General features: G+C 73.9%; 18 protein-coding genes. 8 read left to right on the top strand and 10 right to left on the bottom strand.

The window, feature by feature from the left end:
- Positions 1-73: 73 nt before the first annotated feature.
- The 3 genes from OG550_RS08820 to OG550_RS08810 all read right to left on the bottom strand — a co-directional run bounded on the left by OG550_RS08820 (position 74) and on the right by OG550_RS08810 (position 2,061).
- Positions 74-475, bottom strand: coding sequence for a hypothetical protein (locus tag OG550_RS08820; RefSeq protein WP_327676125.1), 402 nt, complete (start codon positions 473-475; stop codon positions 74-76).
- A gap of 360 nt (positions 476-835) precedes the next feature.
- Positions 836-1,567: a tyrosine-protein phosphatase gene (locus OG550_RS08815; protein WP_327676124.1), complete on the bottom strand. Its 732-nt coding sequence runs from the start codon at positions 1,565-1,567 to the stop codon at positions 836-838.
- 149 nt (positions 1,568-1,716) lie between these two features.
- Positions 1,717-2,061, bottom strand: a complete 345-nt coding sequence (locus OG550_RS08810) for an ArsR/SmtB family transcription factor (protein WP_327676123.1) — start codon at positions 2,059-2,061, stop codon at positions 1,717-1,719.
- 147 nt (positions 2,062-2,208) lie between these two features.
- On the opposite strand from OG550_RS08810, the gene OG550_RS08805 reads away from it, so the two are divergent.
- The 3 genes from OG550_RS08805 (at position 2,209) to OG550_RS08795 (ending at position 5,375) form a co-directional block, all read left to right on the top strand.
- The gene (locus OG550_RS08805) at positions 2,209-3,204 is read left to right on the top strand and encodes a zinc-dependent alcohol dehydrogenase family protein (protein ID WP_327676122.1); all 996 of its coding nucleotides are present in this window, start codon (positions 2,209-2,211) and stop codon (positions 3,202-3,204) included.
- 93 nt (positions 3,205-3,297) lie between these two features.
- Positions 3,298-3,942, top strand: coding sequence for a tetratricopeptide repeat protein (locus tag OG550_RS08800; RefSeq protein WP_327676121.1), 645 nt, complete (start codon positions 3,298-3,300; stop codon positions 3,940-3,942).
- A 284-nt stretch (positions 3,943-4,226) separates the two neighbouring features.
- Positions 4,227-5,375, top strand: a complete 1,149-nt coding sequence (locus OG550_RS08795; protein WP_327676120.1) for an FHA domain-containing protein — start codon at positions 4,227-4,229, stop codon at positions 5,373-5,375.
- A 122-nt stretch (positions 5,376-5,497) separates the two neighbouring features.
- On the opposite strand, the gene OG550_RS08790 is transcribed toward OG550_RS08795, so the two are convergent.
- Complete coding sequence (locus tag OG550_RS08790) at positions 5,498-6,409, bottom strand: aminoglycoside phosphotransferase family protein (RefSeq protein ID WP_327676119.1); 912 nt, start codon at positions 6,407-6,409, stop codon at positions 5,498-5,500.
- Positions 6,410-6,472: 63 nt separating this feature from the next.
- Between OG550_RS08790 and OG550_RS08785 the strand changes: the two genes are divergently transcribed.
- Together OG550_RS08785 and OG550_RS08780 are read left to right on the top strand one after the other, a co-directional pair.
- Positions 6,473-7,045, top strand: coding sequence for a hypothetical protein (locus OG550_RS08785; protein WP_327676118.1), 573 nt, complete (start codon positions 6,473-6,475; stop codon positions 7,043-7,045).
- A 174-nt stretch (positions 7,046-7,219) separates the two neighbouring features.
- On the top strand, positions 7,220-9,694 hold the full coding sequence (locus OG550_RS08780) for a Tex family protein (protein ID WP_327676117.1): 2,475 nt from the start codon (positions 7,220-7,222) through the stop codon (positions 9,692-9,694).
- A 138-nt stretch (positions 9,695-9,832) separates the two neighbouring features.
- On the opposite strand, the gene OG550_RS08775 is transcribed toward OG550_RS08780, so the two are convergent.
- The 4 genes from OG550_RS08775 to OG550_RS08760 all read right to left on the bottom strand — a co-directional run bounded on the left by OG550_RS08775 (position 9,833) and on the right by OG550_RS08760 (position 13,671).
- The gene (locus OG550_RS08775) at positions 9,833-10,252 is read right to left on the bottom strand and encodes an SHOCT domain-containing protein (protein ID WP_327676116.1); all 420 of its coding nucleotides are present in this window, start codon (positions 10,250-10,252) and stop codon (positions 9,833-9,835) included.
- Positions 10,253-10,407: 155 nt separating this feature from the next.
- Positions 10,408-11,109 (bottom strand): NUDIX hydrolase, encoded by a 702-nt coding sequence (locus OG550_RS08770; protein WP_327676115.1) that lies wholly within the window; start codon positions 11,107-11,109, stop codon positions 10,408-10,410.
- Positions 11,106-12,266 carry a type III polyketide synthase gene (locus OG550_RS08765; RefSeq protein ID WP_327676114.1) on the bottom strand — a complete coding sequence of 387 codons (1,161 nt, stop codon included), beginning with the start codon at positions 12,264-12,266 and terminating at the stop codon, positions 11,106-11,108. Before OG550_RS08765 ends, OG550_RS08770 begins: the two co-directional genes overlap by 4 nt.
- A gap of 199 nt (positions 12,267-12,465) precedes the next feature.
- Complete coding sequence (locus tag OG550_RS08760; protein ID WP_327676113.1) at positions 12,466-13,671, bottom strand: cytochrome P450; 1,206 nt, start codon at positions 13,669-13,671, stop codon at positions 12,466-12,468.
- Positions 13,672-13,959: 288 nt separating this feature from the next.
- Between OG550_RS08760 and OG550_RS08755 the strand changes: the two genes are divergently transcribed.
- Positions 13,960-14,649: a hypothetical protein gene (locus OG550_RS08755; protein WP_327676112.1), complete on the top strand. Its 690-nt coding sequence runs from the start codon at positions 13,960-13,962 to the stop codon at positions 14,647-14,649.
- Positions 14,650-14,698: 49 nt separating this feature from the next.
- On the opposite strand, the gene OG550_RS08750 is transcribed toward OG550_RS08755, so the two are convergent.
- Positions 14,699-15,328 carry a TetR/AcrR family transcriptional regulator gene (locus OG550_RS08750; protein WP_327676111.1) on the bottom strand — a complete coding sequence of 210 codons (630 nt, stop codon included), beginning with the start codon at positions 15,326-15,328 and terminating at the stop codon, positions 14,699-14,701.
- Positions 15,329-15,496: 168 nt separating this feature from the next.
- Here OG550_RS08750 and OG550_RS08745 point away from each other — a divergent pair, with 168 nt between their 5' ends.
- The gene (locus OG550_RS08745) at positions 15,497-16,330 is read left to right on the top strand and encodes an SDR family NAD(P)-dependent oxidoreductase (protein WP_327676110.1); all 834 of its coding nucleotides are present in this window, start codon (positions 15,497-15,499) and stop codon (positions 16,328-16,330) included.
- Between the two features lie 12 nt (positions 16,331-16,342).
- Here the strand turns inward: OG550_RS08745 and OG550_RS08740 are convergent, their stop codons facing one another.
- Positions 16,343-16,789: a hypothetical protein gene (locus OG550_RS08740; protein WP_327676109.1), complete on the bottom strand. Its 447-nt coding sequence runs from the start codon at positions 16,787-16,789 to the stop codon at positions 16,343-16,345.
- A gap of 136 nt (positions 16,790-16,925) precedes the next feature.
- On the opposite strand from OG550_RS08740, the gene OG550_RS08735 reads away from it, so the two are divergent.
- On the top strand, positions 16,926-17,420 hold the full coding sequence (locus OG550_RS08735; protein WP_327676108.1) for a hypothetical protein: 495 nt from the start codon (positions 16,926-16,928) through the stop codon (positions 17,418-17,420).
- Positions 17,421-17,765 lie beyond the last annotated feature (345 nt).

The raw sequence follows: 17,765 nt of genomic DNA, 5'->3' as shown, positions 1-17,765 counted from the left end.
AGGGAATCCGGTGCGCCGGCCGGTGGCGGGAGCCCGGCGGGAGTCCGGCGGCGGGAGTCCGGATCCCGGTGGTTCAGTACCTGGTGCTCACGGTGTCCACCCAGAGCTGTCCGCCGCCGCGCACGCCCTCCAGGGCGAAGTAGTAGTCACCGGCGCTCTGGTCGCCCCAGGCCGAGGTGTTGCAGTGGTTGAGCCGGTAGCCGTAGGACTTGTCCGGGCCGAACACGTCCTTGAAGAGCGCGAGGTCGGCGTTCCTGAAGTCGTTGGTGTCGGTGTTGCAGCCCTGGAGGGCGACGGTGGTGACGGTGTCGTCGCGGTCGCTGTCAGCCCAGCGGCGGGACTCCGAGCCGGGCCCCCACTTGCTGATGTGCGATGTCCAGGAGCCCTCCGCGAGGGCCGGCGTGGCCGCGGTGAATCCGAGCAGTACGGCGGTCACCAGAACGCCGCGCAGGAGCGTGCGGTTCTTCGCGTGCATGGTCCGTCCGATCTTTTCGGTGACACCGCCGTGCCGGCGGCGTCATGCAGGCAAAAAGAAGCGAGCGGAGGTTCGGCCGGAACGGTCACGGTCACCCGATCGGCCGAGCCGCCGCGGAAATGACCTTAGCGTGCACGAACAGGTGGCCAGCACTATTTTTTTCGGCCATTCAAACGTGCGAGGCCGAAGGATGGGAGTTTGGCAAGGGCGTGATCGATATTCACCGGAACATTCCTGTGATGACGCTGGTTCGGTGAATATCGATCCGCCTTGCCATCTTTTGAACGTTCAGCTGATGCAGTCTTCTTCTATGCGATGGTCATTCCAGTAATCTTCTGGCCGGTTGTCGCCATCGGGCGACTAGTCGGTGAGCAGCCGGGCGCGCAGCGCGTCGATCGACGCCCCGCCGAGCCGGACCTTGCCGGTGGCATAGGCGTGAACCGATCCGTGGGCGGCGGTCAGATCGGCGAGCGCGTGCCGGATCACCGCCTCCGGTGCGCGTCCGAACGCCGGCCAGCGCAGTGCGCGCCCCGGGTTGCCGGCCCGCCAGTCGGCCACCAGCCGGGCGGTGACCAGCTCGGTGAGCGCGAAGTCCGCGGCGACGTCGTCCTCGCCGACCCCGAGCAGGGTCAGCACCAGCGCGCCTATCAGTCCGGTGCGGTCCTTGCCGGAGGCGCAGTGGAACACCACCGGCCGGTCGGCGGCGGCGATCACCTCCAGCACCTCCCGGATCTCCGCCGCGCCGTCCTCCGCGACCTCGGCGAAACGGTCCGCCAGGTACCGCCACGGGTCGACGTCCGGGTCGATCTCGGCCTGGTCGTACGGGCGGTGCTCGATCGAGAGGTTGTGGTACGCCACCCCGTCCAGCTCCGGCACCCGCCCGCGGCGGTCGATCTCCCACGGGTAGCGCAGGTCGATCACGGTCCCGATGTCCAGCGCCCGGAACCGGTCGAGGTCGGCGGGGGAGGTGAGCGTCGCGAGCGAGGCGGACCGGTAGAGCCGCCCCCAGCGGACCGAGCGGCCGTCGGCGGTCGGATATCCGCCCAGGTCGCGGAAGTTGATCGGGCCTTCGAATGCGATATGGCGTGTCATGTTCGCACCCTACCGGGTGCCTCGAACGCGGTTTCGGACCGCGTCCGCCGCCACCGCCGGGCCCGCCCGGCGCAGGGGCCCGCCGCCGTCCCCGCCCACCACCCCGCCCGCCGTCCCCGCTCGTCGCGGGGCTCACCGGGCCCCGGGGTTCACCGCGCCTCGGGCGCCGTGACGATCGCGTGCAGCAGGCCGGGGAAGGCCTCGTCGAGCTCCTCGCGGCGCAGTGCGTTCAGGCGCGAAGTCCCGGCGTAGTGCTGGCGGATGAGCCCGGCCTCGCGCAGGACGTGGAAGTGGTGGGTGGCCGTCGACTTGCCGACCGGGAGTTCGATCACCCCGCAGGCGAGGTCCTCGCCCGCGGCGTGCAGCTCGCGGACGATGTGCCGCCGGACCGGGTCGACGAGCGCCTCCAGCACCTGCTGGAGCGTGACCGTCCGGATGTCGGGGTGGGGCGGGACGCGGTCCCGGGCGGTGCCGCGCCGTGCTTCTCGTGCCATCGGTGGTGGACCTCCCGCGGGTCGTCGTACGACGGGTCACCGAAGTATGGCAGGGGTCAAAGTACGACGATCGTCGAAGTTTGACAGTCGCCGTACTTTGCGTTTGGCTGAGGGCCGTCGCCACCTATGGGGAAAGGGAGTTGAGCGATGGTCAGGACTGTGCGCTTTCACGAGCTGGGCGGGCCGGAGGTACTGCGGCTGGAGGAGGTGCCGCTCACCGGGCCGGGCGCCGGCGAGCTGCTGATCCGCGTCGACGCGATCGGGGTGAACCGGGCCGAGGTGCTGTTCCGCAGCGGCGACTACATCGAGGACGTCCGGGAGTTCCCGGGCCGGCTGGGCGTCGAGGCGGCGGGCGTGGTCGAGGTGGTCGGGGAGGGCGTGACCGGGTTCACGGCGGGGGACGCGGTGAGCGTGGTGCCCGGCTTCTCGATGAACGACTACGGCGTCTACGCGGAGCGGGCGGTCGTCCCGGCCGACGTCGTCCTGCACCGGCCGGAGGGGCTGGACGCGATCGGCGGTGCGGCGGTCTGGATGCCCTACGTGACCGCGTACGGCGCGCTGGTGGAGGTGGGCGGCATGCGGGCCGGTGACACGGTGGTGATCACGGCCGCGTCCAGCAGCGTCGGCCTGGCGACCATCCGGATCGCCAACCGCCTGGGCGCGGTGCCCGTCGCCACCACCCGGACGGCGGCGAAGCGCGACGCGCTGCTGGAGGCGGGCGCGGCCGCGGTGATCGTCACGGAGGAGGAGGACGTCGCGGAGCGCGTCCTGGAGCTGACGGACGGCCGGGGCGCGGAGTTCGTGTTCGACGCCGTGGCCGGCCCGGGCGTGGTGGAGCTGGCCAAGGGCCTCGCCCGGGGCGGGACGCTCTTCGTCTACGGCGCGCTGAGCGGTCGGGACACCCCGTTCCCGTCGATGACGCACATGCGCGGCAGGGCGATGCGCAGCTACACCCTCGACGAGACCACGCGGGACCCGGAGGGCCTCCGCCGAGCCGAGGCCTTCGTCGCCTCAGGCCTGCGCAGCGGCGCCTTCCAGCCCGAGGTCGACCGGGTCTTCCCCCTGGCGGAGATCGCCGAGGCCCACCGCTACATGGAGGCGGGCGCCCAGGTCGGCAAGATCGTGGTGACGGTCGATCACTGAGGAGCGGTTGCCGCCGGGGCAGCGCCCGGGCCGGGCCGGGCGGGTGCCGGGGCAGGCCCCGCCCCGGTGGGCCTGGCGCTTACGCTGGCCCGTATGGACGAGCGAATCGATCATGCCCAAGAGCTCTGCGACCGTGCGACGTTCGGCGGGGAGGAGGACGTCCTCCCGGAGGCGGACCTCGCGCTGGACGGGGTCGAGGCCGACCTCGAACTCGCCCGCGGGAAGGTGCTGCACGCCCGCTTCCTCCGGCGGCGCACCGCCGACGAGGGCGAACTCGCCCACTTCCGGCGGGCGTCGGAGCTCTACCGGTCCCTCGGCGACCGGCGCGGCGAGGGCGAGGCCTGGTTCTGGACCGGCGTCTACCACCAGGTGGTCCGGGGCGACGGCGAGGCCGCGCTGCCCGCCCTGCACCGGTCCCGGGAGCTCGCGACCGCCGCAGGGGACCGCCGCACCCTCTCCTACGCGCTCCGCCACCTCGGCATAGCCGCCCACATGGCCGGCGAACTCGGCGAGGCCCGTGCCCTGTTGGAGGAGTCGACCGGTCTCCGTCGCGAACTCGCCCTCCCGGCCGGGGTCGCCGCCAACCTCGTCGGCCTCGCCTACCTGGCCGGTGCCGAGGGCCGCCCCGCCGACGGGCTCGCGCTGCTCGACGAGGCCGCCGACCTGGCCGCCGGGGCGGGCGCCAAGGCCGTCCAGGAGTCGATCGACGAAGCCCGCGCGGCCCTCGGCCGGGGCTGAGGCGCGACCCTCCGAGCGGACCGCCGCCCGCCTGCGGCCGCCCGGGGCCGCCCGCCGAAGCCGCGGCCACCCGCCGTGGCCGTGGTCACCCCGGTGGCTGCGGCCCGCCGGCGCCAGGGTGATCCGCCGGGCGCTGCCCGGGCGCTCCCCGTCCGCCCTCCGGCCGCTCCCCGGGTCTCCCGTCGGAGGTGGCCGGTGCGCCATGATGGACATGACGGAGTGGGTCTGACGGATCATCAGCCCCGTCGGCGGAGCACCGTGACCACGGCGACCACGGAGGTCCCTTGGAGCGCAACCTCGCGACCTCGGCCGATCGCGCCGACTACCTGGTCGAACTGTCGAACATCGCCTGCCAGACCGGCCTCGGCGGCCCCGCCCCGCGCTCGCTGCACCGGCTGCACCTGGTGATCCAGGCCCTGGTCCGGCTCACCGGGGACCGGGACGTCTCCGTCTACCTGGTCGCGGACCGCAGCCTGCTGGGCGGCCGGAAGGAGTTCACCGAGCAGGCGGACGTCCGGACGCTGCGGCGGTGGGTCGCCGCCGGCCTGGTGGAGGAGGTGCCGGACGCCGACGAACGCGTCCTGGAGATCGCCGGCATGACCGGCATCCAGGTCGTCACCGGCGACCACTACGACGACTTCCGCCTCGAACACCCCTGGATCCAGGGCAACACCTGGCAGTTCCTGAAGCCCGAGCCGGCCCGGAAGGGCACGGTGCGGCTGGTGCCGCTCGACATGGGCCACCGGACGGGCGCGGAGATCTCGAAGAAGATGGAGCTGTCCGCGCTGAAGAAGCAGGGGCTGCTCACCCCGGCCCGCAAGCCGCTGGTCGAGGTCGTCGGCCGGGCCTGGCGCTGCCCCGAGCGGCGCTGCACCCTCTACAGCGTCCGCAGCGGGGGCCGGGTGATGCTCCCGCGGATGCGCCGGGGCGTGCCGACCTGCGAACTGCACGGCACCCCGCTGCTCGACGACGGCGTCCGGCCGGGCACCGCGCAGGTGAAGGTGGTCGTCGACGCCGAGTGCGTGGCCCGGTACACGCTCGACGAGGGCTCGCGGACGACGGTCGGGCGGGCCCCCGGAGAGGCCGACGGCATCGCGCTGCACGCGCTGCTCCCGCCGGTGCTCGCCGCCCGGGTGAGCCGCCGGCATGTGGTGGTGTCGGTGCGCGGCGGCTCGGTGGTGGTGCGGGACACCAGCACCTACGGCAGCCGGATCCGCGCGGCCGGCCGGCACGGGAGGCTGGGCCCCTGGGCGCGGTTGCGGCCCGGGAGCGACCACCCGTTCCGGCCGGGCGACGAGGTCGAACTCGCGCCGGGCCTGGTGCTGACCCGCAGCGGCCGCCGCTTCCCCGCCGAACTGGCCGGGTCCTGGCAGTCGGAGGCCGCTCGCCGGCCGCTCCCGCCGGGGGCTGCGGAGCCGACCCGGATCATGTAGCGCGAGGCCGCCCGGGCGTGCCGGGCGGTGCGTCGTGGGCGGCACCTTGCGGGCGGTGCGGTGCGGTGCGGCGCGAGCGGGTGCGCGTCGCGGGTGGTTCCGCGCGGGCGGGCGGACGCGGCTCACACGCTGCGGTCCGCCAGCACCTCCCGGATGACGTGGCGGGCGTTGGCCGCCAGGGGCGGGTTCGTGGTGCGGTAGTAGGGCAGTTGGACGAGCGCGATGGACAGGGCCCGGGCGCGGCCGCGTTCCCAGGCCTCGTCGTCGGCGGCGAGCGCCGTGCGGAAGGCGGGCCGGGCGCTGCCGGGGAGGAGGGTCCAGGCGGCGATCAGGTCGACGGTCGGATCGCCGACCCCCATCAGGCCGAAGTCGAGGACGGCGGACAGGCGGTGGCCGTTGACCAGGAGGTTGCCGGGGGACAGGTCGCCGTGGATCCAGCCGGCCGGGCCGGACCGCTCCGGGATGCGAAGGGCCTTGTCCCATAAGGCGGTTGCGGCATCCGTGTCGATCATCCCACGGAGCCGGCCGATGGCCGCCCGGGTGGCGGCGTCGCGGGTCGCGAGCGGTGTCCCCCGGGAGGCCGCCGGGGCGTCCGGGGCGGGCTCGACGCTGCGCAGCGCGGTGATGAACCCCGCCAGTTCCTGGGCGAGTCGGACGGGTTCGGCGATCGACCCGACGGTCGGGTTGGCACCGTCCAGCCAGCGCAGCACCGACCAGTTCCAGAGGTAGCCGGAGGTGGGGCGGCCGTGGCCGAGCGGTTCGGGGACGGGGACCGGGAGGCGGGGGGCGAGCCGGGGCAGCCAGGACTGCTCGCGCGTGACGCCGTCGGCGGCCCACCCGGCTCTCGGGAGGCGGACGGCGAGCTCCGTGCCGAGCCGGAACATCGCGTTGTCCGTCCCGGTGAGGGCGACCCGTTGCAGCGGAAGCCCCTTCCACTGCGGGAACTGAGCGGCGATCAACCGTCGGACCAGGCCGGTGTCGATGTCGGGTTCGTCGTCGTGCATGCGGTCGGGCGTCCGGGCGGCTGCGCACATGCCCGGCACTGTACGCCTGGTCCGACCGGTGATCGCGCCCTTTTCGAACACTAGGGTGGGATCGTGAAGACTTCATGGGGGCGTTGGGTTTCGTGGGGGGCGCTCGGAGGTGCGGCGGTACTGGTCGGAGCCGCCGCCGCCGGCCGGGTCAACCACCGTTCCGGCGGGCTGGTGGTGCTTCGCGACCTCCTGGACCACGGGCTGGGTTTCATGACCTCGGCGCTGGTGCTGTTCCTCGTCGCGATGGTGCTGCTGCGGTGGAACGTGTGGGTCCGGACCGTCCTCGCCGGCCTCGCGGGCTGCCTGCTGCTGCTCTCCGTGCCGGTCTGGATCATGGCCGAGGACGCTCCGGCGGAGATCCGCAGCGAGCCGGCGCCCGGACGCCCCGACCGCCGGCTGGTGGTCGAGGAGGGGCGCGCGATGATCGACCCGTTCTGGTACGTCTCCGTCGACGAGGGATCGGGGCTGACCACCCGCCGGTGGCACGTCGCCTTCGTCGACGGCGACTGGAACTCCCTGCGCGAGGTCTCCTGGGAGTCGGCGGACCGGCTGCGGGTGGTGACCGGGACGGAGAGCCACCTGATCCTGATCTCCGAGAGCGGGCGCCCCGACCGCACGGTCGACGACGGGCACTGATCCCGCCCGTCCGCCGGTCCGCCGCCCGGTCCGACGCCCGTCCCCCGCGGGCCTCCCCGCCGGCCCCGCCGTCCGCGCGCCACGCCCGGGTTGGCGGGGGCCGACCGGGGTGTCGTCGGCAGCTGCCAGAATGCGGGGGTACGGACAGCAACTCTGAAGAAGGTGACCGGCTTCGTGACCACGCCAGTCGAACAGGCGGCCCGACAGGCCCAGCAGGCGATCGAGCGGAAGATCGCCGAGGAACTGGGCGTCCGCGACGGGCAGGTGAAGGCGGCGGTCGACCTGCTGGACGGCGGTGCGACGGTCCCGTTCGTGGCCCGCTACCGCAAGGAGGCCACCGGCTCGCTGGACGACGCGCAGCTGCGCACGCTGGAGGAGCGGCTCCGGTACCTCCGCGAACTGGAGGAGCGCCGCACCGCCGTCCTGGAGTCGATCGACGCGCAGGGCAAGCTGGACGACGCGCTCCGCGCGCAGGTCCTCGCCGCCGACTCCAAGGCGCGGCTGGAGGACATCTACCTGCCGTTCAAGCCGAAGCGGCGCACCAAGGCGCAGATCGCCCGCGAGGCCGGGCTGGAGCCGCTCGCGGACACGCTGCTCGCCGACCCCTCGCAGGACCCGGCGGCGCTCGCCCCGCAGTTCCTCAACGAGGCCGTCGCCGACGCGTCCGCCGCGCTGGAGGGTGCCCGGGCGATCCTGGTCGAGCGGTTCGGTGAGGACGCCGACCTGGTCGGTTCGCTGCGCGAGCGGATGTGGACGCGCGGCCGGATGGTCGCCACCGTCCGCGAGGGCAAGGAGCAGGAGGGCGCCAAGTTCGCCGACTACTTCGACTTCTCCGAGCCCTACACCCGGCTCCCCTCGCACCGCATCCTGGCGATGCTGCGCGGCGAGAAGGAGGAGGTGCTGGACCTCGACCTCTCCCCGTACGACGGCGAGGAGACCGGCGACCTGCCCGGCGCCGGCGACTACGAGCAGCGGATCGCCGCCCGGTTCGGGATCGCCGACCACGGCCGCCCGGCCGACAAGTGGCTCGGCGACACCGTCCGCTGGGCCTGGCGCACCCGCATCCTGGTCCGGCTCGGCATCGACCTGCGCGGCCGGCTGCGCCAGGAGGCCGAGGACGAGGCGGTGCGCGTCTTCGCCGCCAACCTGCGCGACCTGCTGCTCGCCGCCCCGGCGGGCACCCGCGCCACCATGGGCCTGGACCCGGGCTTCCGGACCGGGGTGAAGGTGGCGGTCGTGGACGCCACCGGCAAGGTGCTCGCGTACGACACGATCTACCCGCACCAGCCGGCCAACAAGTGGGACGCCGCGCTGGCCACCCTGGCGGCGCTGGCGAAGAAGCACTCCGTCGACCTGGTCGCGATCGGCAACGGCACCGCCTCCCGCGAGACGGACAAGCTCGCCGAGGACCTCCTCAAGCGCCACCCGGAGCTGGGGCTCACCAAGGCGATGGTCAGCGAGGCCGGCGCCTCGGTCTACTCGGCCTCCGCGTTCGCCTCGCAGGAGCTGCCCGAGCTGGACGTGTCGATCCGCGGCGCGGTCTCGATCGCCCGCCGGCTCCAGGACCCGCTGGCCGAGCTGGTCAAGATCGACCCCAAGTCGATCGGCGTCGGCCAGTACCAGCACGACCTCAGCGAGGTGAAGCTCTCCCGCTCGCTGGACGCGGTGGTCGAGGACTGCGTGAACGCGGTCGGGGTGGACGTCAACACCGCCTCCGCGCCGCTGCTCACGCGGGTGTCGGGCATCACCGGCACGCTCGCCGACAACATCGTGGCGCACCGTGACGCCAACGGGCCGTTCCGCACCCGCAGGTCGCTCAAGGACGTGGCCAGGCTCGGGCCGAAGGCCTTCGAGCAGTGTGCGGGCTTCCTGCGGATCCCGGACGGCGACGACCCGCTGGACGCCTCCAGCGTCCACCCCGAGGCGTACCCGGTGGTGCGGCGGATCCTCGCCGCGACCGGCGGGGAGCTGCGCGAGCTGATCGGCAACGGCACCCGGCTGCGGGCGCTGCGGCCGGGCGACTTCGCCGACGACACCTTCGGCATCCCGACCGTCACCGACATCCTGGGCGAGCTGGACAAGCCGGGCCGCGACCCGCGTCCGGCGTTCCGCACCGCGACCTTCAAGGAGGGCGTCGACAAGATCGGCGACCTGGAGGTCGGCATGGTGCTGGAGGGCGTGGTGACCAACGTCGCCGCGTTCGGCGCCTTCGTGGACGTGGGCGTCCACCAGGACGGGCTGGTGCACGTGTCGGCGCTGTCGCGGAACTTCGTCAAGGACCCGCGCGAGGTGGTCAAGCCGGGCGACATCGTGACCGTCCGGGTCACCACGGTGGACGTGCCGCGCAAGCGGATCGGGCTCACGCTGCGGCTGGACGACGAGGTCGGACGCGGTGGCGGGGACCGCGGTGGCGACCGCGGTGGCGAGCGCGGCGGTGAGCGCCGCGGTCCGGGCGAGCAGGGCGGCCGCCAGCGGCAGGCGGGCGGCGGCCGGCCGCCGCGCCAGGACCGGCGCGGGTCGGGCGGCACCTCCGGCGCTCCGGCCCCGGCGGGCAACAGCGCCATGGCGGACGCGCTGCGCCGGGCCGGGCTGACCGGCGGTGACCAGCAGGGCCGGGGGTCCGGCGACCGGCGTTCCGGGCGGCGCTGAGACCCGGACGGCCCCGGGCCGACCGGGCGGGTCCTCCCCGCCCGTCGGCCCGGGGCCGTCGGCGCACTCGGGGCCGTCGGCGTGCTCGGACGGGCCCGCGCACCGGCCGGCGCACAGGCCCGCCAGGACCCCGCCCGCTCACGCCAGGATCTTCTCCTTGGCCTTCCGGTACTCCTCGTCCGAGATGGCCCCGCTGGACTTCAGCTCGGCCAGTTTGGCCAGGTCGTCGACGTGGCTGCGGCCGCCGGGCGGACCCTCGCCCGCGGGCGTGCCGTCCGCGGCGGCCTCCCGGATGTAGCTCTTGAACGCGGCCTCGGACTGCTTGGCCTGGGCGACGTCGCGTTCGCCCATGCTCTTCCCGCGGGCGATGACGTAGATGAGCACGCCGATCAGTGGCACCAGGATCACCAGGATCAGCCAGCCGGCCTTGGCCCAGCCGCCGATGTCGTGGCTGCGGAAGATGTCCGTGATGATCTTGAACAGCAGGAAGAACCAGAGGATCCAGAGGAACAGCTCCAGCATCGTCCAGAAGATGTTGAGCAGCGGGTAGTTGTCCATGACGCTCCCGTCGGTGCGGACCCGAGTTCTCTTGAGTCATACCACCGCATATCGGACATCACGGTCCGCTGCTGAGCCATTCCGGTGATCTTCGAGTCCTGCGGGAATATCCCCGCGGCCGGGCGGACGGGTAGCGGGCCCCGGTCGGCGCGTGCTCAGCGTCCGGAAGGGCGCTCCCGCAGCTCCATCGCCAGGCCGATGAGCTCGCCCCACCAGGCGTCGTGGCCGTCCAGCAGCAGCCGCTGCGCCTCGGCCGGCTCCACCGCCCGGACCTCGACCACCTGCTCGCCGTCGTCCGGGTTGGTCGGCTCGGAGTCGACCACGATCTCCGCCCAGCCCCAGAGCCAGGCCTTCTCGGGGTGCGGCTGCCACGGCCGGTACGGCTCGGCGTCCTCGGTCACGCAGTGGTGCGCCCCCAGCCAGACCGGCTCGCCGAGCAGTCGGGCGCCGGCCTCCTCGCGCAGCTCGCGGACCAGGCAGGACTCGACGGACTCGCGGTCCTCGCGGGTGCCGCCGGGCAGGAACCAGTGGTCGCGCTCGTCGCGGCAGAGCACCACCCGGCCGTCGTCGGTGAAGCCCACCAGGTGGATGTTGGTGACCAGTTCGTCCGGCGGCAGCACCGTGGAGAACTGCGCGTCGTAGCGGCCCCAGGTCCAGTACTGCGGCGCGTGCAGCGCGGGGAAGAGGGCGGCCAGCTCGGCGGTCCGGTCGGCGGCCCCCGCCGTCCCGGTGGCCGTGGTGGCCGGGTCGGTGTCGGCGCCCGGCGCGGCGGTCCGGTCCCCCGAGGCGGTCCGGGGGATCCGGGCGGTCCGGTCGGCTCTGGAAGTGGCGCCCTTGCGGTCCGTGGTATCGGTCATTCGGTGATCGTAGTCCCGGCCGGGCGCAGCAGGGGGGCCGTCGGGTGAGCCAGCGTCAGCTCCGCGGCGTCGATCGCCCGGGGCCGGCGCGGGACCACGGCCTCCAGCGGCGCGCCGACCCAACTGCCCAGCGAGATCTCGGCGGTGATGCCGGGGCCGAAGCCCGCGATCAGCCCCTGGGTGCCCTCGGTGACCTCGCCCTCCTCGAACAGCCGGGCCAGTGCGTCGAAGACGACGGCGCTGGCGATGTTGCCGCGCTCGGTGAGCGTCGCGCGGGAGAACCGGAAGGCGGCCGGCTCCAGGTTGAGGAAGTGGCAGAGGTCGTCGAGGATGCGCGGGCCGCCGGCGTGGACGATGTAGAAGCCGAGGCCGGAGATGTCCCAGGCGTGGTCGGTGGCGAGCGCCCGCAGGGCGGGGGCGAGCATCTCCATGGTGCCGGGGACGCGCTTGTCGAGCTGGAAGTGGAAGCCGGTGTCCTTGACCCCGTAGGAGATCCAGTCCTCGGTGTCGGGGACGAGGTGCGAGCCGTTCCGCTCCAGGTGGATGCCGGCGCCGCCGCGCCCGCGCAGCACGGCGGCCGCGATCGCGTCGCCGAACAGGCCGTTGGAGAGCAGCGAGCCGACGCCGATGTCGGTGGGCTGGTAGCAGAGCGAGCAGAACTCGCAGGCCACGATCAGCACGTTGGCGCCGGGGTAGGCGCGGCAGAAGTCGTGCGCCCGGTTGACGGCGGCGCCGCCGGCCGCGCAGCCGAGCTGGGCGATCGGCAGTTGCCGGGTGTCGGAGCGGAAGCCCATGGTGTTGATCAGCCATGCCGTCAGCGAGGGCATCATGAAGCCGGTGCAGGAGACGTAGAGGATCAGGTCGATGTCCCGGGCCGCGAGCTCGGCGTGGCCGAGCGCGCGCTCGACCACCTCGGGGACGCGGCGCTTGGCCTCGCGCTCGTAGACGGTGTTGCGCACGGTGAAGCCCGGGTGGTCCAGGGTCTTCTCGATGGGCTGGACGAGGTGCCGGGTCCGCACCCCGGTGTTCTCGATCAGCCGCAGGGCGAGGCCGAGTTGTGGGTGGTCGGCGTGCAGGGTGCGGGCCAGGTCGAGGGTCTCGTCGAGGGTGATGACGTGCTCGGGCACGGCGATGGCGGGTCGGCAGAGTGTTGCCATGGGTGGACTCCCCTGGTGGCCCGGGCGGGGCGGTGGATTGGCGCGGGCGGTGGCCCGCGGATGCGTCTGACGGGCACCGCCGCGCGGGCGGGCCGGCGCGGTGCCGCCGGGTCGGCGGCCGGGGGCGGCGGCGGGGGAAGCTAGTGCCGCGGCGGGGGCGGCCGGCGCGACTGCCGGGGACGGGGCGGCGGGGGGATGGTCACCAGGCGACCGGGAGGGTCTGCGGGTAGCGCCAGATCGAGCCGGTCCGCCAGTCCAGCTCGGCGGGCGGGACGGCGAGCCGCAGCCCGGGGAAGCGCCGCAGCAGGGTGCCGATGGCGACCTGGAGCTCCATCCGGGCCAGGTGGGCGCCGAGGCAGTGGTGGGTGCCGTAGCCGAAGGTCATGTGGTTGGCGCTGCCGCGGTCGAGGTCCAGCTCGTCGGGCCGCTCGAACATCGCCGGGTCCCGGTTGGCGGCCAGGTAGGAGACGTGCACCGGCTCGCCGGCGCGGATCAGCACGCCGCCCAGCTCGACGTCCTCGGTGGCGACCCGGGCGATGCCGACGCCCTGCCGGAACGGGATGAAGCGGAGCAGCTCCTCCAGGGCGCGCGGCAGCAGCTCCGGCTGGGCGCGCAGCTTGGCGAGCTGCTCGGGGTGGGTCAGCAGGGTGTAGGTGATGTTGGAGAGCTGGTAGGTGCTGGTGTCGTGGCCGGTGACCAGCAGGACCATGGCCATGACGGCGAGTTCGTCGTCGTCCAGCAGTTCGGCGCCGTCCCGGGCGGTGGCGAGCGCGCTGATCAGGTCCTCGCCGGGCGAGCGCCGGCGGGCCGCGGTGAGTTCGGCGAAGTAGTCGCGCAGGGCGGCCTTGGCGTCGACCTGGCCGGCGCCGCTGCCGGGCCCCATCGACATCATCGCGACGGCGTGGCCGCGGAGTTCGGCGCGGTCCTGCTCCGGGATCTCCAGCAGCTCGCAGATGGTGGTGAGCGGGAGCCGGCTGGAGAGGTGGTGGACGAGGTCGGCGGGGGCCCCGTGCTCCTCCATGCCGTCCAGGTAGCCGTCGACGACGCCCTGGGTGTGGGAACGCATCCGCTCGACCTGGCGGTTGGTGAAGCCCTGCGCGACCAGGCGGCGGAGCCGGTTGTGGGCCGGCGGGTCCATCAGGTTGATCGACTCGACCTGGGCGATCGGGGCGGGCGTCATCCGGGGCAGGTCGCGGCCGATGCCGGCGGCCCGGCTGAACCGCCGGTCGGTGGTGACGACGCGGACGTCCTCGTAGCGGGTGGCCAGCCAGGCCTCGCCCTCGCCGTGCGGGAGACGGATCCTGGCGATCGGCTCCTCGGTGAGCAGGCGCTTGAGGAGGGGGTCGAACTCCAGGCCGTCGGTGTGGTTGAAGGGGCAGTCCCACACGGGGGCGGAGGTAGTCACGGGCTGATCCAGGGGCCGGGGTGCTGCCGCCCGACCGGGGGATGGTTCGGGCGCGGACGTGCTGATGTTCCCCCGCCTGGCCGAGAAAATGTGGACAAGGGCGATAGTTCCCTCGATAGAGGGAGATAGATGATTATCATGCGACAACTGGCAGTTGGGCGCCCGGCTCCGGGGTCGAGCCGGTCCGAAAGTGCTTCCCGGGGCGCCGGGCCGGTCCGGTAGCCTGCGCCTCACTGTTGATCAAGGCTGGTGCGCGGGCGGGTTCCCGGCGCGAGAGGGAGTGCCCCCATGGAGCGTGAACCGGTTGCCGAGCAGGCCGGGTCGATAGCGCGGTCCGCCGACGCGGTGGACGCGAGCGGGCCGGTGGATGCGAGCGGGCCGGTCGGCGTGGTCGAGTCGGCGGACGGCGGGAGGCGTCGTCCGACGGCCCCTCGCTGGGCGCTGGTCGGCGGTGCCCTCGCCCTGGTCGCGGCGGTGGCCGGCGGCGTGGTCCTGGTCGGTGCCGACGACGGGCCGGTGGTGAAGCAGACGCTCTGCGGGCTGAAGCGGGAGGCCGGGACCCCGCTCGACACCCTGTTGCCGAAGGGTCGTGCGGGCACCGAGGAACGGCGGGAGAAGCCGGTCGGCGAAGGCGAAGGCGAAGGCGAGGGCGTTCTGCGGACCTGTGTGATCAAGGTGGACGGCGAGGAGGCCGTCACTGTCCGGGTGATGGGCGAGTCGGCCGATGCCACCGGTTCGCCCGACGAGACTCCCGTCGGTGAACTGGCCGGGCGCGGTGTCGTGGCGGATCCGGGCGGCGCCGCGGTGATGGACTTCTGCGAGGGGGATCCGACCCGGGTGGCCCTGGTCAATGTGATGCTGGATCTGAGCATCTATCCCCCGCGGCCCGACGCCTCGGCCCTGGACGCCCAGAAGCGCGCAGCGGCCCGGTTGGTGGAGACGGTGCGGGCCGAGCAGGCGCAGCAGGCCTGCCACTGACGGGAGTTCGGCGGCGTGCGCCCCGGGGTCAGTGGCGTGCGCCCCGGGGTCAGTGGCGGGTGCGCGGGCCGACGCCGTGGAGGAGGGTGTCGACGATCCTGGCCGCGAGCGCCTCGGGGTCGGCGGCCGCGTCGGGGGCCGGGACGGCGGCCGGGTCGGCGGCGTGCGCGCCGTGCAGCGTCTCGCCGTGCAGGACTTCGCCGATGAGGGCGTAGAAGACGCGGCGGACCCACTCCAGGTCGGCGTCCGGGGCGATCACGCCCTGGGACCGGAGCCGGCCGAGCAGTTCGGTGCAGCGGCGCGCGATCTCCCGGTGCGTCCGGACGGCCTGCTCGCTCTCGGCGGCCGCGGGCCCGAGGGCGAAGCCCCAGGCGCCCTTGACCCGGAGCACGTTGGCGGTGGCGCGGTGCAGCGCGACGAGCGGCGGCGCGGTCTCGGGGTGCCCGTCCTCGATGGCCTCCGCGAGCTTCGCCGCCGCCTCGGTGGCCAGTGCGTCCACGAGCGCCTGCCGGTTGGCGAACCGCCGGTGGACGGTGGTCCGGGTGACCCCGGCGGCCTCCGCGATCTGCTCCATGGACGCGCCGGGGTTCTCGGCCAGGACGCGCTCCGCGGCGGCCAGGATCGCGCGGACGCTGCGCTCCGCGTCGGCGCGCAGGGGGCGGCCAGCCGTCTTGCTCATCTGTTGCCTCCAGCTCGGTCGTACCCCGAAACGGTACAGCGGGGGAGTCGCTTCGCAAATAACTGACACATCAGTGTTGCAGATCTGCCTCCATTCGATACTGTGGTGTCACAGATAGCGGAGCGCCGTACCCGGCTCCGCACGGTCCACGGGAGAAGGAGCACCACTGTGCGCACCACCGCTTTGATCACCGGCGCGTCCTCCGGCCTCGGTGCGGAGTTCGCCGCCCAGCTCGCCGCGCGCGGCCACGACCTCGTCCTCGTCGCCCGCTCCGCCGACCGCCTGCACGACCTCGCCGAGCGCCTCGGCGAGGCCCACGGCGTCACCGCCCACGTCCTCGTCCAGGACCTCTCCGAGCCGGACGCCGGCCGCCGCGTCGGCGCCGAACTCGCCGACCGGGGGCTGGCCGTGGACCTGCTGGTCAACAACGCCGGATTCGGCACCTGCGGCCCGTTCGAGACGATCGACGGGCGGCGCGACCACGACCAGCTGATGGTCAACGTCGTCTCGCTCGTCGACCTCACCCACGAACTGCTGCCCGGCATGCTCGCCCGCGGCCGCGGCGGGGTGATCAACGTGGCCTCCACGGCGGGCTTCCAGCCGACGCCCTACTTCGCCGTCTACGGCGCGTCCAAGACCTTCGTGCTCAACTTCAGCCTCGCGCTCCGCCAGGAGTACCGGCGGCGCGGCATCCGCGTCCTCGCCTTCTGCCCCGGGCCGGTGGAGACCGAGTTCTTCAACGTCATCGGGACGAGGAAGGCCGCCGTCACGGGCGGCTTCGCGACCCCCGAGCCGGTCGTCCGGGCGGCGCTGCGGGCGTTCGACGCCGACCGCTCCTACGCCGTCCCCGGCCTCGCGAACAAGGTCAGCGCCCACCTGGCCCCGCGCCGCCCGCGCACCGTGGTCGCGGCGATAGCCGAACGCCTCTCGCGGGGCGTCCGCGACGCCATGGCGGGCGGCGGGGCGGACCGCCGCGACCCGAGCGGCGAGCGGGTGGCCTGAAGAGCGGTGGGATCAGCGCCAGTCGGCGACGCGGACCGCGCCCATGACGGCGCCGGAGGCGTTGTAGAGGACGAGCATCCGGGCCGGGTCGCCCGGCCCGGCCCAGTCCAGGTAGGCGCGGACGATGGCCCGGGTCCGGGAGTCCACCGCCTCCGGGTGGTCGGTGGCCAGATAGGTGTTGACGTGGTCGTCCTGCGGCACGGAGCGGTTCAGCCGGGTGACATGGCCCAGGACGGCCGCCCGCTGCTCCGCCGTCCCGTGCCCTTCGACGTACCGGGCGAAGGCCGCCGCGCCGTCCTCGGCCCCGGGTGCCGCCGGCATCGCGGAGGGCGCGTGGGCCGCGGGCTGCTCCGGCGCCTCCCGCGGACCGGTCCCGACGTTCGACCGGCAGGCGGTGGCGAGCAGTGCTACGGCTACGGCTACGGCGGCCGCCCCGGCCACGAACGGACGGTGCTTCATCGGTGGATCCCCCTCCTCGAACACGTCGGCCGAGTCTAACGGCTCGTCAGGTAGGGGATCGGTCGGATGCGAACTCGATCCCGGGCAGAACCGGGCGGCCGGTGACGGCGTCCGTGCGGAAGTGATCAAAAGTGTGTTGGACGGGCTGCCGATGTTCTGGCCCGGACTGTTCGCCTCCCTGGTGCCGGCCGCCCTGCTGAACCGCCCGGTCGGGCGCCTGCTGCGCACCCACTGGGCGGTCGGCTTCGTCCTGCTGCTCGCCCTCGGCGGAGTGGCGACCCTGACCCTGCTGCCCGACCACCCCCGGCCGTTCTGGCAGGCGCTCTCCTGGTCCGGTGCCGTCCGCCACTGCACCCTCGGCGTGAGCGGCCCGCGTCCGCCGGCGGAGTGGCTCGGCCCCCTGCTCTTCGCCCCGATCGGCCTCGCCGCCGCCCTCACCGGCTCCCGCGGCCGTGCCGCCGCCCTCCTCCTCGGAGCGGGCCTCCTGCCCGCCGGGCTGGAAGCCGTGCAGTACGCCGTCCCCGCCCTCGGCCACCCCTGCGACACCCGCGACGCCCTCGCGGCGCTGCTCGGCCTCGCCCTCGGCGCGCTGCTGGGCCTGCCCGCCCGCCCGGTCCTCCGGCGCGCCTGACCCGGCGGGGGCGCCTCGTTCCTTGCTGGGCCCTTCCCCACGGCGGCCGGGTGTGCACACGGGAGGGCGGGGACGGACGCCGCGCCGGACGCGCCGCACCTCCGAGCAGAGGAGGGGACCGCGGGCATTCGGGACTCCCCGGTGGTGGGGCGACCCGGCGGACGGCCACGAGTTCCAGGCAGGGGGACGACGTGGCAGGCGAGCAGGCTGCCCGCGGCATCGGGGCAGGGCATCGGCCCCCCCACCGCCCTGGGCCGCCCGGGTCCCTGGGACCAGGGGAGGGGAGGGGGCCCGGAGGTGTAATTCGCTTGACCTGGGAGGGTGGCGCGGCTGGACTGTGGCGGC

The organism is Kitasatospora sp. NBC_00458 (assembly GCF_036013975.1).
Taxonomy (GTDB): Bacteria; Actinomycetota; Actinomycetes; order Streptomycetales; family Streptomycetaceae; genus Kitasatospora.
Note: the sequence above shows the minus strand (reverse complement) of the source record. Positions and strands in the feature narration are given on the sequence as shown.

Bases quoted from the DNA above. Each gene is read 5' to 3' on its own strand.
- OG550_RS08775 (WP_327676116.1), bottom strand. From the start codon at position 10,252: ATGGACAACTACCCGCTGCTCAACATCTTCTGGACGATGCTGGAGCTG.
- OG550_RS08810 (WP_327676123.1), bottom strand. From the start codon at position 2,061: ATGGCACGAGAAGCACGGCGCGGCACCGCCCGGGACCGCGTCCCGCCC.
- OG550_RS08790 (WP_327676119.1), bottom strand. From the start codon at position 6,409: ATGTGCGCAGCCGCCCGGACGCCCGACCGCATGCACGACGACGAACCC.
- OG550_RS08800 (WP_327676121.1), top strand. From the start codon at position 3,298: ATGGACGAGCGAATCGATCATGCCCAAGAGCTCTGCGACCGTGCGACG.
- OG550_RS08805 (WP_327676122.1), top strand. From the start codon at position 2,209: ATGGTCAGGACTGTGCGCTTTCACGAGCTGGGCGGGCCGGAGGTACTG.
- OG550_RS08750 (WP_327676111.1), bottom strand. From the start codon at position 15,328: ATGAGCAAGACGGCTGGCCGCCCCCTGCGCGCCGACGCGGAGCGCAGC.
- OG550_RS08820 (WP_327676125.1), bottom strand. From the start codon at position 475: ATGCACGCGAAGAACCGCACGCTCCTGCGCGGCGTTCTGGTGACCGCC.
- OG550_RS08765 (WP_327676114.1), bottom strand. From the start codon at position 12,266: ATGGCAACACTCTGCCGACCCGCCATCGCCGTGCCCGAGCACGTCATC.
- OG550_RS08815 (WP_327676124.1), bottom strand. From the start codon at position 1,567: ATGACACGCCATATCGCATTCGAAGGCCCGATCAACTTCCGCGACCTG.
- OG550_RS08770 (WP_327676115.1), bottom strand. From the start codon at position 11,109: ATGACCGATACCACGGACCGCAAGGGCGCCACTTCCAGAGCCGACCGG.
- OG550_RS08755 (WP_327676112.1), top strand. From the start codon at position 13,960: ATGGAGCGTGAACCGGTTGCCGAGCAGGCCGGGTCGATAGCGCGGTCC.
- OG550_RS08740 (WP_327676109.1), bottom strand. From the start codon at position 16,789: ATGAAGCACCGTCCGTTCGTGGCCGGGGCGGCCGCCGTAGCCGTAGCC.